This window comes from Streptomyces sp. NPDC088812 (assembly GCF_044750285.1).
Taxonomy (GTDB): Bacteria; Actinomycetota; Actinomycetes; order Streptomycetales; family Streptomycetaceae; genus Streptomyces.
Map to the genome: position 1 here is coordinate 38,375 of NZ_JBIVJP010000030.1, position 16,048 is coordinate 54,422.

The 16,048-nt window shown below is 71.6% G+C and carries 10 protein-coding genes and 1 pseudogene; 2 read left to right on the forward strand and 9 right to left on the reverse strand.

Annotation, left to right across the window (positions count from 1 at the left end; all coding sequences use genetic code 11):
• Nucleotides 1-169 precede the first annotated feature (169 nt).
• The 6 genes from ACIP67_RS38420 to ACIP67_RS38445 form a co-directional block, all read right to left on the reverse strand.
• The gene (locus ACIP67_RS38420; protein ID WP_401698223.1) at nucleotides 170-4,396 is read right to left on the reverse strand and encodes a hypothetical protein; all 4,227 of its coding nucleotides are present in this window, start codon (nucleotides 4,394-4,396) and stop codon (nucleotides 170-172) included.
• A gap of 17 nt (nucleotides 4,397-4,413) precedes the next feature.
• Nucleotides 4,414-4,743: a CU044_2847 family protein gene (locus ACIP67_RS38425; protein ID WP_401698224.1), complete on the reverse strand. Its 330-nt coding sequence runs from the start codon at nucleotides 4,741-4,743 to the stop codon at nucleotides 4,414-4,416.
• Nucleotides 4,744-5,024: 281 nt separating this feature from the next.
• Entirely contained in the window at nucleotides 5,025-5,303 is a 279-nt protein-coding gene (locus tag ACIP67_RS38430) for a hypothetical protein (RefSeq protein ID WP_401698226.1), read from the reverse strand.
• Between the two features lie 435 nt (nucleotides 5,304-5,738).
• On the reverse strand, nucleotides 5,739-7,454 hold the full coding sequence (locus ACIP67_RS38435; protein WP_401698228.1) for a protein kinase: 1,716 nt from the start codon (nucleotides 7,452-7,454) through the stop codon (nucleotides 5,739-5,741).
• A gap of 751 nt (nucleotides 7,455-8,205) precedes the next feature.
• The gene (locus ACIP67_RS38440) at nucleotides 8,206-9,288 is read right to left on the reverse strand and encodes a hypothetical protein (protein WP_401698230.1); all 1,083 of its coding nucleotides are present in this window, start codon (nucleotides 9,286-9,288) and stop codon (nucleotides 8,206-8,208) included.
• A 170-nt stretch (nucleotides 9,289-9,458) separates the two neighbouring features.
• Nucleotides 9,459-10,127, reverse strand: a complete 669-nt coding sequence (locus tag ACIP67_RS38445) for a LuxR C-terminal-related transcriptional regulator (protein ID WP_401698232.1) — start codon at nucleotides 10,125-10,127, stop codon at nucleotides 9,459-9,461.
• Nucleotides 10,128-10,285: 158 nt separating this feature from the next.
• Here ACIP67_RS38445 and ACIP67_RS38450 point away from each other — a divergent pair.
• Both ACIP67_RS38450 and ACIP67_RS38455 read left to right on the forward strand, forming a co-directional pair.
• A pseudogene (locus ACIP67_RS38450) lies at nucleotides 10,286-10,420 on the forward strand (MBL fold metallo-hydrolase); the annotation flags it as partial.
• 674 nt (nucleotides 10,421-11,094) lie between these two features.
• Complete coding sequence (locus ACIP67_RS38455; protein ID WP_401698234.1) at nucleotides 11,095-11,508, forward strand: family 16 glycosylhydrolase; 414 nt, start codon at nucleotides 11,095-11,097, stop codon at nucleotides 11,506-11,508.
• A 173-nt stretch (nucleotides 11,509-11,681) separates the two neighbouring features.
• On the opposite strand, the gene ACIP67_RS38460 is transcribed toward ACIP67_RS38455, so the two are convergent.
• The 3 genes from ACIP67_RS38460 to ACIP67_RS38470 form a co-directional block, all read right to left on the reverse strand.
• Nucleotides 11,682-12,887, reverse strand: coding sequence for an MFS transporter (locus ACIP67_RS38460; protein ID WP_401698320.1), 1,206 nt, complete (start codon nucleotides 12,885-12,887; stop codon nucleotides 11,682-11,684).
• A 475-nt stretch (nucleotides 12,888-13,362) separates the two neighbouring features.
• A complete protein-coding gene (locus tag ACIP67_RS38465; RefSeq protein ID WP_401698236.1) occupies nucleotides 13,363-14,754 on the reverse strand; it encodes a GH1 family beta-glucosidase in 1,392 nt (463 codons plus the stop codon).
• Nucleotides 14,755-14,943: 189 nt separating this feature from the next.
• A complete protein-coding gene (locus ACIP67_RS38470; RefSeq protein WP_401698238.1) occupies nucleotides 14,944-15,987 on the reverse strand; it encodes an NAD(P)-dependent alcohol dehydrogenase in 1,044 nt (347 codons plus the stop codon).
• Between the last annotated feature and the right edge of the window lie 61 nt (nucleotides 15,988-16,048).

Consider the following 16,048-nt stretch of genomic DNA (forward strand, 5'->3'; position numbering starts at 1 on the left):
GCCACCGGGGCCGAACTCTGCCGAGGAGACGGATCGTCGGGGCGTGAACGGTGGCCGGGGCGGACCGGAGCAGAGGGGGATGAACGGCGCGCCGGACCGTTCCGCGACAGGACGACGGCAGGACGAGGAACGAGTCCGTCGGTGGCGGCGCCACGTTTCCGTCCACCGCTCAGCAGACCCGGTCGGAGGAGTCGTCGAAGTGGTAGAGGCGTTTCTCCTCCTCGGTGAAATCCCGGCCCACGGAACGGCAGATGCTGTTCATGGCCTCCTTCGGGGAGGGCAGTGTGACGTTCCACAGGCGGACCACGCCGTAGGCGCCGCCGGCGGCGAGCGTGCGGCCGTCCGGACTCAGCGCGACGGACCACACGGTGCCCGACGCGTTCACGACGCGTCGGGTCCTGCTCGTGGCGACGTCCCACAGGCGCACGGTGCCGTCGAAGCTGCCGGTCGCGAGCGTGCGGCCGTCGGGACTGAGTGACAGCTGGGTGATGACCCCGGTGTGACCACTCAGGTAGGCGCGGACGCGGCTGGTCCCGACGTCCCACAGGCGCACCGTGCCGTCGATGCTGCCCGCGGCGAGCGTCGACCCGTCGGGACCGAACGCCAGGCTGTTCACGGACCCGGTGTGACCGTCCAGCTCGCTCCACGGCCGGTCGGGGATGTCGAGGTCCCACAGTCGTACGACGGCGTCGTCGCCGCTCGCGGCCACCGTCCGTCCGTCGGGGGTGAACGCCAGGGCGTTGACGGTGCCGTGGCCGCCGCCCAGCAGTACCCGGCTGCCGCCTCCCGTCGCGTCGGCCAGCAGCACCCGGTCGTCCTCGCCACCCGTGTCCGGTGCGATCCGCGTGGCGATGGTACGGCCGTCGGGGCTGAACACGAGGGGGCCCATCGGCGTCGTGGGAAGCGGCACCGTGGTGCGTGTCCGCCCGGTGGCCGCGTCCCGCAGGGTGATCTTTCCCGGGACGCTCGTGGCCAGGATGTCGCCGGCAGGGCTGAAGGCCAGGCTCGCCGCCTCGTTCTCCGTGAAGGAGTACAGAGTGGTTCCGTCGTCCGCCCGGCGCACGCGGACGGTCTGGTTCCAGTCCGCCGTGGCGAGGAGGCGGCCGTCCGGGCTGTACGCGAGGGCGTCGACCGGGCCCTCGTGGTCGCTCAGGGTGGAGCGGGGCCGTCCCGTGCCGGTGGCCCACAGCCGGGTGGACCCGTTGCTGCTTCCGACGGCGGTGACCAGGGTGTTGCCGTCCGGGCTGAGTTCGGCGTCCGAGACGGGCTGGCCGACGGTCACCGTGGCGCGGGTACGGCCCGTCGTCGCGTCACGCAGGCGCACGGTGCCGTCGTTCCCGGCGGTGATCATGGTGTTGTCGGAGGCGTGGAAGGAGATGGACCACACCACACCGGTGTGGTCGGTGACCGTGGCCAGCGCGTCTCCGGACGCCAGGTTCCACAACTGGACCGCCCCGGTTCCAGCACCCGTGACCACCGTCCGGCCGTCCGGGCCGAAGGAGACCGCCGTGACGGGGGCGTCCCCGGTGATACGGACGGCTTCCTGCCCGTCGGCGGCGTTCCACACCCGGGCGGTCTTGTCGTGGCTGCCGGAGACCAACTGCTTGCCGTCCGGGCCGAAGGCCAGTGCGGTGACCGGTCCGGTGTGTCCCTTCAGCTCCGCCACCACCGAGCCGGAGGACCCGTCGCGGAGACGGACGGTGCCGTTGCTGCCCGCGTCGGCCAGGAACCTTCCGTCGGGGCTGAACGCCACCGCCTGGACGAGGCCCCCGGGCCTGCCGGTCCGGACCAGGTGTCCGGTCTCCACCTCCCACCAGCGCACCGTGCCGTCGTGGCTTCCGGTCACCAGAGTCCTGCCGTCCGGGCTGAACGCCATCGCCCACACGGCCTGCCGGTGACCGGAGAGCTTCGCGAGCGGCCGGCGGGTGACGGGGTCCCACAACCGGACGGTGCCGTTCCAGCCACCCGTGGCCAGCGTGCGGCCGTCGGGGCTGAACGCCGCCGACGCCGCCCCTTCGCCCGGGAGAGCGCGGCGCGAGGGGAGGGCGGCCGCGGCGTAGAGACTCGCGACGGCGTCGTCCGTTCTGCCGGTCCGGTACGCCTTCACCGCCAGCAGCCCGGCGAGGTCGGGGTCGGTGCCGATGAGCGACTCCGACCGGGCGGCGAGCTGCCTGGAGAGAGCTTCCTGTCCGGCGGTGACGGCCCTCTGGCGTTGCCAGAGGGCGCCGCCCGCCGCCAGCAGCGCCAGGACCAGGGTCGTCGCCAGTACCGCGATGAACCTCCGGGTGCGCCGCAGGGCCGCCTGCTGCTGCCGGTGGCTCGCGGCGAGGAAGGAGGCCGCCAGGCCGGGCAGAGCGCGCCGCCGGGCCCAGTCGAGTCCCTCGGCCAGGTCCGTACCGTGCAGGAGGTCGTCCGGCCGGCCGGTCAGGTCCCAGCGCCTGCGCTGTCCGTCGGACCGGAGCAGCCACTGCTGGAACTGCCCGTCCTCCGCGACCCATTGACGCAGCAGGGCCCAGTCGCGGGTGAGGGTGTCGTGGACGAGTTCCGCCATCAGCCCGTCCGACGACGGCGCCGGTCCACGACCGTACGTGGTGACGATCCGGTGGCGGATCAACGAGGCGATGACGGTGTCGGTGCTGTCGAAGTCCAGCGGTGGCGGGTGCGCGGAGTCCCGGTCGCCGGCCGCCGCGCCGAGGGCGAGTTCGCGCAGTTCGTGCAGGGGCACCAGCTGGCGGGTGGCGGGGACGTGCCGCTCGGGGTCGGCGGGCCGGACCAGGGCGGTGAGGACGCGTCGGGCTGTGTCGCGGTGTTCCGGGCCGAGCTCGTCGATCGCCGCGTTGCACCAGGTGGTCAGGGCTCCGGCGATGCGGCCGACCCGTTCGTACTCGTGGTGCAGCAGCCTGCCGTGCGCGCGGCGTTCCCACAGCTGTCGCAGGACGAGTTGCAAGGGGGCCAGCATCGTGACGGGAGCGGACAGGCGCCCGGCGTGGCGGTGGTCCGCGGCCAGCACGTCGGTGACGAGCCGGTCCACCAGGCCCTCTTCGAAGGAGACGCCCGCGGCCCGGGCCGGAGCGGTGATCACCGCGTGCAGGTCCTTCCGGCTCAGCGTGGCGGGTACGTTGAGCAGCGCGGTGGTCTTCAGCAGCTCCGGTGCGCTGCCCGCCAGCTGGGGGTAGAAGTCGTCCCGGGCGATCAGGACCACGCTCAACGGTGCGAACGAGCCCAGTGCCTCGGACAGTGTCTCCAGCGCGGTGGCGGCGGACCCGGGAGCCACGCCGCCGGTCCGCTCGTCGGGCGGGCGGGTGAAGAGTTCCTCGAACTGGTCCACCACCAGCAGGACGCGCCGGTGTTCGGGGGCGGCCGCCAGCCGGCGGTGCACCGCGGCGGCCAGCCCGTCGTCGCGCGCGCCGGGCAGCCCGGCGCGCTCGATCTCCGCCATCAGGTCCTGTCCCGGCCTCGGGACCAGGACCGGGAGCCACCGGTCACTGCCCGGCAGACAGCCGTCGGCGAGGGCGGGGAGGATGCCGGCCCGTATCAGGGACGATTTGCCCGACCCGGAGGGCCCGAGCAGCAGGAGTCCCCGTTCCGCGCCGGCCAGGCCGGTGAGCACCTCGTTCACGGCGGTGTCCCGGCCGTGGAAGAGAGCCGTGTGTTCCTCGGTGAAGGGTTCGAGCCCCCGGTAGGGACAGGCGTCGTTCTCGATCAGTTCGGGCCATGCCTCACGCAGTACTTGCGCGGGGGTGGCGTAGCTGATGCCCTGGCTGCGCAGGTGCGCGTCGGGAGCGGTGATGGCCGTCACCATGCCGACGACGAGACCGGTCACGTCGTCGACGAGCGGGCCGCCGCTGAATCCTTGCGTGAGGTCGTTGGACGCGGTGAGCTGGAGCAGTACGCCGGTCCCGTCCCCGGGGTCCGCGAGCAGCCGGCCGGCCACCGCATGACCGTAGTGACCCGCGTCCGGCGCCGAGTCGGGGAAGCCGAAGGAGTGCACGGCGTGGCCGTGACAGCCGTCGGCCGAGCCGAGGGCCGCCACCGTGGTGCCCGCCGGTACGGCGGGCAGCCGGACGACCGCGACGTCCTCCTGGTGCGGCTCCCGCCAGTGCTCCGCCAGTACGGTGCCCTCGACGGACGGCGACCCCGGCACCCGGGGAAAGCTCAGCGTCACCTCGCGTCCCGGGCCGCTGCCCGCAGCGCGCACGACGTGCGCGCAGGTGATCAGGACGTCCCTGCCGACCATGAATCCGGCACCCGCCACCGTGCCGTCCGTGGAGACGACCCGGGCCACCGCGCACTGGACACCGGACCGGTCCGCGCGACCGGCGCTCTCGTCACCGGGGTTTTCGTCACCAGCGTTCTCGTCACCGGCGTTCTCGTCACCGGCGTCCCTGAAAGGCATGTCCGTGTCCGTCCCGTTCAGGTCGTGGGCTCGCCGGTGGCCGCGTCCCAGGAGACGGTGACCTTCAGGTGAAAGGCCGTCTGGCTCCTGGCGATGACGGCGCCCGCCTGCGCGGAGAGGTCGACCCCGAACTCCAGCTGGACGTGGTCCGGCCCCACCCCGCGCAGCTGGTCGAGCGCGGTGCGGGCCAGGTCCGTCACCGGGATCAGTGTGGTGCGCAGGTTCTGCGGCAGATCCCGGATGCTGTCACCGAAGCGTGATGCCTTGAGCGGTCCGTCGGCCGCGTCCGCGGCCTCCACCAGGACGCAGCCCCCGCCGTCCAGCACGATGCGCGCAAGACTCCCCATAGGTCCCCCTCGTAGCGCACGGCCCGGGACGGTTCCCCATGCCGTGCCCCGAACGTAGTCGCCGTAGCGCGCAGGAGAGGGGGATGACCAGGACTGCCGGAGAACCGGCTACATAGCTGCACCGAGCACAAGGACTCGAAAGCGCGGTGAACGGATTCGGAACCGATCGTCCGGGGTGATGCCGTTCCGGCGGCCGACGAGGACTCCTGGGTCATTTCCCTGCCCGGTCTGTGAGGGCAACGGTGTGTCGGCGTGCTCCGTCAGTCACGGGCGCCGTGCCGTCAGGTGGTCGTGTGCTGCGGGTGGGGCTTGCCGGCGGGGGTGGGGCCGGTCTTCTTCGTTCCGGTGCGTTCGCCCAGGCCCGCGATCAGGCCGATCAGGGTGGTGAGCGCCGTACGGACGACGATGGTGACGGCCGGGGTGGTGGCGTCGATGAGGCCGGCCGTCAGGAGGGCGGCGGCGCCGTAGCCGAGGCCGCCCGCGGCGTGGAGGAGGGAGAAGCCCGTGGCCCACACGTTCTCGGGGAGGCGGTGCTGGAGCGCCAGGTTCCTGATGATCATGAGAGGGCTGTAGAAGAGGCCGCCGAGCAGGAAGGCGGCGAAACAAGCCCCAGAGCCTGCCGGTGACGGCGCACAGCGTCAGTGCCGTGGTCATCGCGGGCAGCAGGGCGGGAGTCCGGGAGCCGGGGGTGCCGGGCCAGCTGCGGCGGCCGTGGACGAGGCCGGCCGCGATGCCGGCGACGGCGAACACCCCGGTGATGACGCCGGTCAGCGCAAGTTGCTGCCCGGTCGTCTCCAGGCGGGCCGAGAGGGCCGGCGGCTCGGAACGGAAGCCGGTGCCGCCCGCTCCGTGCCCGCGTTGCACCGCAGTTGAACGGTCCGCAAGGGGAGTCTTCAGGCCATGGCCGAAGACATCTCACCGCGTGCCGTCACGGTGGGACGGGAATGCCGATACCGGTGAAACCCTTCAGGGGAGGACAGGGGGCGACAACGACCTCAGTGGTGCGTGCCCGAGGCCCAGAGCACGGTTTCCCCTTCGAGGATGACGATGTTGCCGTCGGTCTGGAGCTTCAGCACCGCGGAGTCGTGCCCGTTCGTCCGGCTCGCCCACACGGCCTGGTTCTGCGCGTCGTACACGACGAGATTGCCGTCGGTCTGGAAGTCGGCGCGCGCGCCGGTGCCGAGCGTCCGGGTCGCCCAACGCGCCTGATTGCTCTCGTCGTAGGCGACGAGGTTGCCGTCGCGCTGCAGGACGAGCCGAATCCGTGCCGCGGCGATCTCCTCACCCGGTCCCAGAGTCATCGGCGCACTGATCACTCGCTCCGCGGGGACGCCCTCCGCGTCGCCCTCGTCGGCCGTTGCGCCCGGCGTCGCGCCCGCCGTCGCGCCCCGGTCGGCGCTCGCCTCAGGCGATGCCGTCGCGTCCGGCACCGCGTCCGCGTTGTCGCCCGTGCCCTTGTCCCTCTGCTCGCCCGTGGCCGTGGCGCCGGCCTCGGCGCCGGACCGTGCCCCGGCGGATCCCTCCTCGCCCTGCCAGGGCTGAAGCACCAACAGTGCGGCAGCCAAGGCGCCCACGCCCGCAACTGCCGTCGTGGTGAGGACGGTTCCGCGCCGGGAACGACGCCGGCCCGCCTCACCGGGGGTCGCCAGGTCCGGTGCCGTGCCGACCGGTTGCCGCGGACCGGGGTACCCGCCCGAACGGTCGGAGGCCGGGGAGACCTCGGTCGGCCATGCCGCGGTCGGGACCGGGGGCCGCACGGCCGCAGCGGTCGGGATCTCCTGGGGCTGGACGGCCGGAGCCGCCCCCGAGGCGTCCAGTTCCGTGGGCACGAGGGCAGGGGCCGGTACCACGGCGCCCGAGGCCGTGGCGAGGGTGGCGATCCGCTGGTAGGTGGGGTCGTTCGCCAGGGACGTGTGCGACTGGCACAGCTCCACGATCCGCCCGGGCGCCGGCCGCCGAGCCGGGTCGCGGTCGGTGCAGGCGATGATGATCGCGGCGAGTTGCGGCTCGACCCCCTCGACATCGATGTCGCCGTGGACGGTGCGGTAGGCGACCGCGGGGAAGGCGCCGTCACCGAACGGTGGCCGGCCGGTCGCCGCGAAGGCCAGTGTGGCGCCCAGCGCGAACACATCCGCGGCGAAGCCGACTTCCTCCCCGTCGAAGGCCTCGGGAGCGGTGAAGCCCGGTGTGCCCGCGGTGAGACCGGCCTGGGTCAGTGCGGTCTGCCCGCTCTCCCGGGCGATACCGAAGTCGATGAGCTGGGGGCCGACCGGGGACAGGATGATGTTCTGCGGTTTGACGTCCCGGTGCAGCACTCCGCGGACGTGGATGTCCGACAGCCCTTCGGCCAGCGCCGCGAGCAGGCTTCGGCACAGCGGCGCCGGCAGAGCGCCGGACGCGGACACCGCGGAGTGCAGGGTCCGGCCGGGCACGTACTCGGTGGCGAACCAGTACGGCGGCGTGTCCAGACCGCATTCGATGACCGAGGCGGTGTAGGCACTTCGCACGGTGTGCAGGGTGTCCACCTCACGGCGGAACCGTTCCAGGGCCTTGTCCTCGTGGGCGAGTTGACCGCCGATGACCTTGATCGCGACCGGACGGCCGCCAGGAGTGCTGCCGAGGTAGACGGTGCCCATGCCGCCGGCCCCGAGGCGGCCGGTGAGACGGTAGCGGCCGATCCGATCCGGATCAGCGTCGGTGAGCGGGTGCACGCGCGGGACTCCTCCTGGAACGATCTGTCCGGCCGCACGACCGCCGTGCGCTCGCCCACCGCGGACCGGTGGCTCGCGGTAGTACGTGCCGCCCGCGCTTCGCCGTGCGTGACGTGTGCGTCGCCTCACCACGGAACAGCCGGTGACCGGATCATACTCCAGGACCCGTACGACAGTTCGACGATCGAGCGGCCCAACGGCCTTGCACACGGGGGCACATGCACGGCGCTGTCACGGCCGGGGGGATGACAGGCACCGGCCTGATCGGCGCCCAGAGCGTGAAAGCCGCCGAGACCGTGTCCAAGGCGCCCCACGGCTACGACCCACGGCTACGCCGCGGGCACGAGTCACTGCCGTGCGCCGTCCTGGGCGGCATCGAGCGGGTACGGCAGTGCGGCGAGGAGACTGAGGAGACTGGAGCGCCTGGACCAGTCGCGGGCAAGCGCGTCCACGAGGGGGGCGCCGGCGATCAGGCACCCGACATGGCCCGCGCGCTACCGGACAGCCGAAGGAGTGCAGCAGCGCGGCCCCGTGCGAGCCGTCGAGCGCGGAGGCCGCGACCGTTCGTGGTTCGTCCTCGCTTTCGCGGCAGCTCGCGCCGTGAGCGCCGGCACCGCGAGCTGCCCGGTCCTGTTCGCCACCCGGGTCATTGCCGCGCTCGCGGACGCGGGATGGCTCCTGCGCGGACAACGCACTCGCCGAGCCGTTCCACGCGGCCTGCGAACGGGCCCCGGAGGCCGGCGGCCTCGGGTCACAGGTTGCGCAAGTAGTCCGCGAACGGAGCTGTGTACCGGGTGTGTTCGGCCCGCCATGCGGAGATCTCCGTGCTGACCACGTTCCGTCCGGACACCGTCCGGAGGTGTTCTTCCAAGTAGTCGTCCCCCTGGGCTGAACTGAACGTCACTCCTTTCTTCGACAGCTCGAAGAGCCGCCGCGTCTCCAGCTGAAGCAGGCCGTAAAGGAAGGTGCCGTTCTGGAAGCGCAGCGACTCCGGCATTTCCTTGGCAAGGGAAGCGTCGGCGTGGTACCAGGAGATATATACGGCGTCATCCGTCATCTCCATGCGGTAGACGGAGGGGTCGGCGGTGTAGATGATCTCGACGGGACAGACGTGCCGGTAGTCGAACAACGCGACGATCGACATGAGGATCTCGTCCTGCATCTCGTCCCGGAGCTGAGCGTTCGACTTCCCCGAGGACGAGGGCCACAGCCGTCTGTCGGCGGCTCTGCGGTACAGCGCCGACTCGTCACTGGGGTCAACCATGGATATCCGCACGGAAGCGGGGTTGTGGTGGACGTGCGCCAGCCGAGTGGCCACGTAGCGGGCGCTCGGGCCGCGGAACACGTACGACGCGGTGCTCGCGATGCTGGTGTTGAGGTCGCGGTTGAAGTCGGGGTCGAAGCTGTCGGTCGCCGGGTAGCGACGGTTGGGCATGTACGTCCGCTGGGTCTCGGCTATCTGCACGAGCAAGGCCCGGGAGAGCTCGCTGAATTGGTCGTCCAGATTCTCTCCGAGTGCCCTCTCCTGCCGCTCCGTACTGAAGAACGAGAAGATCAGCGCGAAGACGACTGAAGCCACCAGATTGAGGCCCAGGGATGACAGGACGGCTGCCCGGCTGAGGGAGGGGTCCTGGAAAGCGAGGAGTATTCCGGCGCTCAGAGTGAGGGTGGCGGAGAAGAGAAAGGCGAAGCGCGCCGCGGTCGTCCGCCACGTGCGTGGAGAGCTTGCCATGGCCAACCTCCGGCGGTAGCAAAGGGCGCGGAACCCCGTCGTCCCGATTCCCGATTCCCGATTCTTCCGCTTCACTCCCCCGGCACGCAGGGTGATCCACAAGTTGATCAAGTGTGTGCCGGTCCCGTACGCCGTCGGCGCGTCCCGCGCTCTGGTCGGCCCGACCGGTCGTCCGGAGCGCCCGAAGGAAGGGCTGGGCGGCGGGGTCGCCCCGGCGTCCGGTCAGCGGGCTCACGACGCCGGAGGAGCTCCACGCCCTCCCGGGCCGGGGATCACCCCGGGGCTCCCCCCTCGGCGGCACCGAGACCGGCGTCGGCACCGAGACCGGCATCGGCGGCGAGCGCGGCGGCCGCGGCCCGCGAGGTGACCCCGAGCTTGCGGTACAGCTGACTGGTGTGGAACTTGACGGTGTTCTCGCTGATGCCGAGTTCCGCGGCGATCTGCCGGTTGCGTCGCCCGCCGGCGAGCCGGCGCAGTACCTCGATCTCACGGGGTGCGAGGTTCCAGGTCCGCGCCGCCGTGTCCGAGGTGTCGGGCGGATCGAGCGGAATGCGTACGTCGACCTCGGAGCCCCAGGTCTCGACGGCCTCCACGCCGAGGCGTCCGCCGAGCGCCGTGGCACGGGCGGCGAGGTGCCTAAGCGCCGGCAGGCTTCGGTCGAGGCGGCCGGGCCCGTCGTCGCGCAGGGAGATCAGCAAGTTGACTCCGTCGCAGTTCCACTGGACCCGGATCCGCGTCACCCCGTCCTGGTCGCGCATGAGGAGCACCGCGCTGCGGACGATGGCCCGGGCCGCGTGAGCGACCTCTCCCGGCAGGGCACGTCCGTCCACGGGTGGCTCGACGAACTCGACTCGGACAGTGCCGTAACGGCTGAGGGGACGCAGGTCGTCCTTCAGCCGTTCGAACGCCCGGGAGACAGGTTCCTCAGCGAGAGAGGCCACCAGGTCGCTGCCGGTCCTGGCCCGTACCAGGGCGCCGGCCGCCAGGTCCGTCGCCAGGGCTCTGGCCCGGGCGTCGTCCAGGTCCCTGCTGCGCAGGGTGGCGAGCAGCGATTCGAGGTCCGTCTGGTGGCGGTCGGTCAGCTCGGCGGTGACCTGCCACCATCGTCCGGTCCATCCGGGACAGGCTGCTGACCCTTCCCCCGCGGACCGCGGTGCTCACCGGACACGGGCCGTCCACGACCATCGGGGCCGAGGCACCGCACCTCGCGGAATGGGTGGCCCGGGGGCATTGAACCGGGCCCTCCAGCCACGGACCGTGTGCGCCGGCACTCGTACCGGAAGTGTCCCCGGGCGGCCCGGCGGAGCCGCGCAGCGGGCGGGCCCGCCGTGTTGCTGCGAGCAGTCGTTCTGTAACGTTCGCGCAGCGTGCACGGCCCCTCGGTCCGCCCGGCTCCGGTCATCCACGCAGGCGGGGAAACGGACCGTGCTCACCGTCTCCCGCACGACCTTCCAGGAGCAGCGCGATGAACCGACGTATCCGCCTGGCACTCGCGCTGGCGCTGGGCGGACTGCTGTGCGGATGTGGCTCCGCTCCGGCGGACCCGCACGCTGCGACGGCCGGGGAGAAGCCGTTCTGGCAGGCCGAGTTCGACGGAGCGGCGGCCACCCGCCCGTCGGACAGCTCCTGGAACACCGAAACCGGGAACCGGGACGCCGAGGGGTGGGGCAACGACGAACTGCAGTACTACACGGACGACGCCGCCAACTCCGCTCTCGACGGCGCGGGTCACCTCTTGATCTCGGCGCGGCCGGCCCCCGCCGGATCCGAGCTGCCGTGCTACACGCAGGAGTTCTGCACCTGGACGTCGGCCCGCCTGACCACCGAGGGAAAGGTCACGCTCACTCACGGACGCGCGGAGATCCGCGCGAAGACACCACCGGCACCGGGCTGCTGCCGGCGATCTGGATGCTGGGCGACAACGGAGTCGAATGGCCCGGGCAGGGCGAGATCGACATCTGCGAGGTGGTCGGCGGTGAACCGCGCACGGTGTACGGCACCGCGCACAGTCCGACCTACTTCAACGAGAACGGGATCGGCGGCTCCACCACCCTTCCGGCCGACGCGTCGCAGGCGTTCCACACCTACGCCGTCGACAAGCAGCCACACCGCATCACCTGGTCCGTCGACGGAAAGCCGTACTTCACCCTGACTCCGTCGAAGCTGCCCGCGCCACGGGACTGGGTCTTCGAACAGGACATGCACCTGCTGCTCAATGTCGCGGTCGGGGGCGACTGGCCCGGCCCTCCCGACGCCTCCACGCCGTCCCCCGCGACGATGACGGTCGACTACGTGCGCTTCTACGGCACAGGCCGCGCGTGACGGTCCGCAGCGCCACCGCGTCCGCCCACCGTCCCCACTGGGATGCGGCGCGGCGTCCGCCGGTCCGTGTGCGGCGGGGGCGGACGCCGTACGGCGATGAACCCGGCGCCGACCGGTGTCCCCGGCCTGCGGCCGCCGGGAAGGGGTGAGCCGGTGGGCGCGGGTTCGGCGCTTCACGTATCGTCGTCGGCCCGGGGTTCGGAGGAACCGGCCAGGCGGGCGGCGACGACCATGACGACGACAGACGTCGCGGCGATACCGGCGCCGACGTAGAGCGGCGCGGCGTAGCCGAGGCCCGCGGCGATGGCCAGGCCGCCGAGCCAGGCGCCCAGGGCGTTGCCGACGTTGGACGCGGACACGTTGGCGCTGGCGGCCAGTGCCGCCCCGTGGGCGAAGTCGGTGACGCGCGTGATCATGCCGGGCACGCTGGCGAACCCGCACACCCCCATGAGGAACACCAGAATCACCGACGCGACGGGGCTGCCGGCCAGCAGCCCGAACACGGCGAGGGTGACGGTCAGTCCGACCAGGGCGAGGACCAGGGCGCGGTCCCGGTCACGGTCCGCCGCTCGCCCACCGATCAGGTTCCCGACGACCAGGCCGACGCCGTACACCATCAGCAGCCAGGCGACATCCGCCGAGGAGAAGCCGCCGACCTCGGTGAACGTGTAGGCGATGTAGCTGAAGGCGCCGAACATCCCGCCGTAGCTGAGCGCGGTGGCCGTCAGCGTCAGCCACACCTGCCAGGACCGGAACGCGCGGAACTGGGCCCGCAGGTCACCGGGCGGTGTCGGCTCCGGACCTCCCGGCACGGCCGACGGCTGTACCCGGCCCGCCCAGCCGGGGACGAAGGCGACGATGCCCGCCAGCGCCAGCACGCCGATCGCGGTGACCGCCCAGAAAGCCGCCCGCCAGCCCCAGCGTTCACCGACGAAGGCCCCGAACGGGACGCCGAGCACGTTCGCGACCGTCAGGCCGGCGAACATGACCGCCACCGCGCGGGACTTCTTCTCCGGCGCGACCAGGCTTCGGGCGACCAGCGAGCCGATACCGAAGAACGAGCCGTGGCACAGCGCCGCGACGATCCGCCCGAGCAGCATCACCTGATAGGTCGTCGCGACCGCGTTCAACAGGTTGCCGATGACGAACAACGCCACCAGACCGACCAGGATCTGCTTCCGGGGCAGTCGCGTGGTGGCCGCGGTCAGCACGATCGCGCCGATCGCGACACTCAACGCGTATCCGGATATCAGCCAGCCCGCTGCCGCCTCGGACACCGCGAAACTCGTCGCCACCTGCGGCAGCAGCCCGGCGATCAGGAACTCGGTCAAGCCGATGCCGAACCCGCCGAGCGCCAGAGCGATGAGGCCACTGGGCATCCGCCGCTGTTCGATCGCGTGCCCGTCTAAAGCAATTTGGAGGTTGCCGTCTGTCATGTGTCTGCTGTGGCCTTTCAAATGGATTACGGGCACGGCGATCCCCGGTTTCCGGCTCTGCCGGAAACCGGCCTGGGATTCATGCGCCCTTCCTCACCGTGACGGGCGGGTCGGTCCATGGACGGATATCGGCGACGCCGGAGCGGAATGGAGGAGGAGGACGCCAAGGACGCTGGTGACGCGCTCACCCTACCCGGACGAGATCGACTGCGACACCGCGCCGGGACATTCGGCCCCGCCGTCACGAGGAGCCCGTCCGGCCGCCCGAACGACATGCCGCCCTGGCCGGCGGGCCCGGCCGCCGGTCCCTCGCTCTGGCCCCCTTGACCGGCGACAACGGCCACAACCGCGCCGGAGACGAGGCGAGTCGAACCGGGCGGGATTCCGCCGGTGAGCCCCCGCGCGAAGGTCACCGCGGCTAGCTCGGGCCCTGGGCACGCATCATGTCCCGGTACCAGTAGTAGCTTGCCTTCGGAATCCGCCGCAGATCCTCATAATCGACGTAGACCAGGCCGAACCTCTTCGCATAACCGTAGGCCCATTCGAAGTTGTCCAGCAGAGACCAGCAGAAGTAGCCACGGACGTCGACCCCCTTCTCCATGGCGGTCCGCACCGCTGTCAGATGGGCGGCGATGAATGCGATGCGTTCGGGGTCGGACACCGCGCCCGTCGCATCGATCTCGTCGCGGTATGCCGCGCCGTTCTCGGTGATGTAGATCGGGGGCAGTTCACGGTATTCCTCGTCGAGTCGGCACAACAACCGGGACAGGCCTTCCGGTTCCACCGGCCAGCCCATGGCGGTGCGCGGCAGTTCCGGGGGCACCGCGTACTCGACGTCGATCTCGGCCGCCGACCGGTGTCCCGGGTCCGGGTCCGCCGTCGGCGCGAACTTGGCGTAGGCCGGGCAGTAGAAATTCACCCCGAGGAAGTCCAGGGGCTGGCGGATCAGGGCGAGGTCGTCCGCCTGGCGGAAACCGAAATCGCTGATGTCCGACCAGACCTCGCGTTCCGATGCCGGCCAGACACCGCCCAGGATCGGATCGGTGAAGACACGGTTGTGGAGGAGGTCGAGCCGCTCGGCGGCGGACCGGTCGGCCGGGTCCGCCGAGGCCGGCCGGACGTCACTGAGGTTGAGGGTGATGCCGAACCTCTCCTCGCCCCGTCGCTGCGCCCTCATCGCCTGCACGGCGAGACCGTGTCCGACCATCAGGTGGTGTGCGGCCGCCAGCGCTCCGTGCCCCTCCCGGACACCGGGGGCGTGTTCGCCCGTGGCCATGCCGAGGAACGCGCTGCAGAAGGGCTCGTTGAGGGTCGTCCACCGGGTGACACGGTCGCCCAGCGCTTCGTGCACCAGCGCGGCGTAGTCGGCGAACCGCCGGGCGGTGTCCCGGTTGCGCCAGCCGCCCCGCTCCTCCAGGGCCTGCGGGAGGTCCCAGTGGTAGAGCGTCAGCCAGGGTTCCACTCCCGCGTCGAGGAGCTCGTCGACCAGCCGCCCGTAGAAGTCCAGCCCCCGTTGCTCCGCCGGTCCTCGGCCCTCCGGTTGGATCCTGGGCCACGCCACCGAGAACCGGTAGGCCCCCACACCGAGGTCGCGCAGCAGGGCCACGTCCTCGGGGAACCGGTGGTAGTGGTCACACGCGACGTCGCCGTTGTCCCCCCGGGCGACGTTTCCCGGAGCATGGGAGAAGACGTCCCAGATGGACCGGCCGCGACCGTCCTCGTGCACGGCACCCTCGATCTGGTAGGCAGCCGTCGACACGCCCCACTCGAAATCGTCCGGGAACTTCTGGACATCACTTTCCGATGACACCTTCCAGACCTTTCTCTGAGAAAGACACGGAAAACGTTCACGCGCACGATCGGACCGGGCGCCTGCGCGGACCGGACCGGGTCCCGCCGGGAACCGCCGGCCGTGGAACCGACGGAGTGCGCCGGTTCCGGCCCGGGAACGCCCTCACCCCCGACCACGGCGGCCCCGGCGGCGTTCAGGCACGACGGTTCACTCGCCGATCGTCGTGGTGTCGATGACGAAGCGGTACCGCACGTCGCCGTCGCGCACTCGACGGTAGGCGGACTCGATCGCCTTGGCGTCCGTGACCTCGACGTCCGCGCGGATGCCGTGCTCCGCGCAGAACCGGAGCATGTCCTGGGTCTCGGCCGATCCTCCGATCATCGACCCGGCGATCACCTTGTTGCCCGAGATGAGCGAGAACGGCTCGCAGCTGATCGGTCCCACCGGGGCTCCGATGTTCACGATGACCCCTCCGGGCCGGAGCAGGGCGAGGTAGTCGTCCATCGGGAGCGGTGCCGAGACGGTGTTCAGCACCAGGTCGAACCGGCTCCGGGAGCTGCCGAGGGCGGACTTCGCATCGGCCGCGAGGACGTCCACGGCGCCCAGCCGGCGGGCATCCGAACGCTTCCCGGGGCCCCGGCTGATCGCGGTGACCTCGGCCCCCATCGCCGCAGCCATCCGCACCGCCAGGTGCCCCAGACCGCCGATGCCGACGACGGCGACGTTCCGGCCGGCGACCGGGCCCCAGCGCCGCAGCGGCGAGTACACCGTGACCCCGGCGCACAGCAGCGGGGCGGCGCCGCCGAGGTCGAGCGCGTCGGGGATGCCGTGGACGAACGGCTCCCGGACGACGATGCTGCGGCTGTACCCCCCGTAGGTCAACGCGCCGTCGTAGCCCCGCGAGTTGTAGGTTTCGACGACCCCCTCGACGCAGAACTGCTGGCTGCCGTCGAGGCAGTACGCGCAGGTCCCGCAGGAGTCGACCATCACGCCGACGCCGACGCGATCACCCACCCGGTACGTCGAGACGTTCTCGCCCACCGCGCCGACGACACCGCAGATCTCGTGTCCGGGCACCATCGGGAAGATCCCGTTCGCCCAGTCCCCGTGCACCCGGTGCAGGTCACTGTGGCAGATCCCGGTGAAGGCGATGTCGACGCGCACGTCGTCGGGGCGCAGATCGCGCCGGGTGAGGGTGATCGGGACGAAGGGGCCGCCCGCGACGTCGACGGCCAGAGCGGGCGTCCTCATCCCCGCGCCTCCCCCACCGGGCCGGGCGGGCCCGGCCGGCGGGTCCGAGGGCGACGCCCCC

Bases quoted from the DNA above. Each gene is read 5' to 3' on its own strand.
- ACIP67_RS38420 (WP_401698223.1), bottom strand. From the start codon at position 4,396: ATGCCTTTCAGGGACGCCGGTGACGAGAACGCCGGTGACGAGAACGCT.
- ACIP67_RS38425 (WP_401698224.1), bottom strand. From the start codon at position 4,743: ATGGGGAGTCTTGCGCGCATCGTGCTGGACGGCGGGGGCTGCGTCCTG.
- ACIP67_RS38430 (WP_401698226.1), bottom strand. From the start codon at position 5,303: ATGATCATCAGGAACCTGGCGCTCCAGCACCGCCTCCCCGAGAACGTG.
- ACIP67_RS38455 (WP_401698234.1), top strand. From the start codon at position 11,095: ATGCTGGGCGACAACGGAGTCGAATGGCCCGGGCAGGGCGAGATCGAC.
- ACIP67_RS38460 (WP_401698320.1), bottom strand. From the start codon at position 12,887: ATGCCCAGTGGCCTCATCGCTCTGGCGCTCGGCGGGTTCGGCATCGGC.
- ACIP67_RS38470 (WP_401698238.1), bottom strand. From the start codon at position 15,987: ATGAGGACGCCCGCTCTGGCCGTCGACGTCGCGGGCGGCCCCTTCGTC.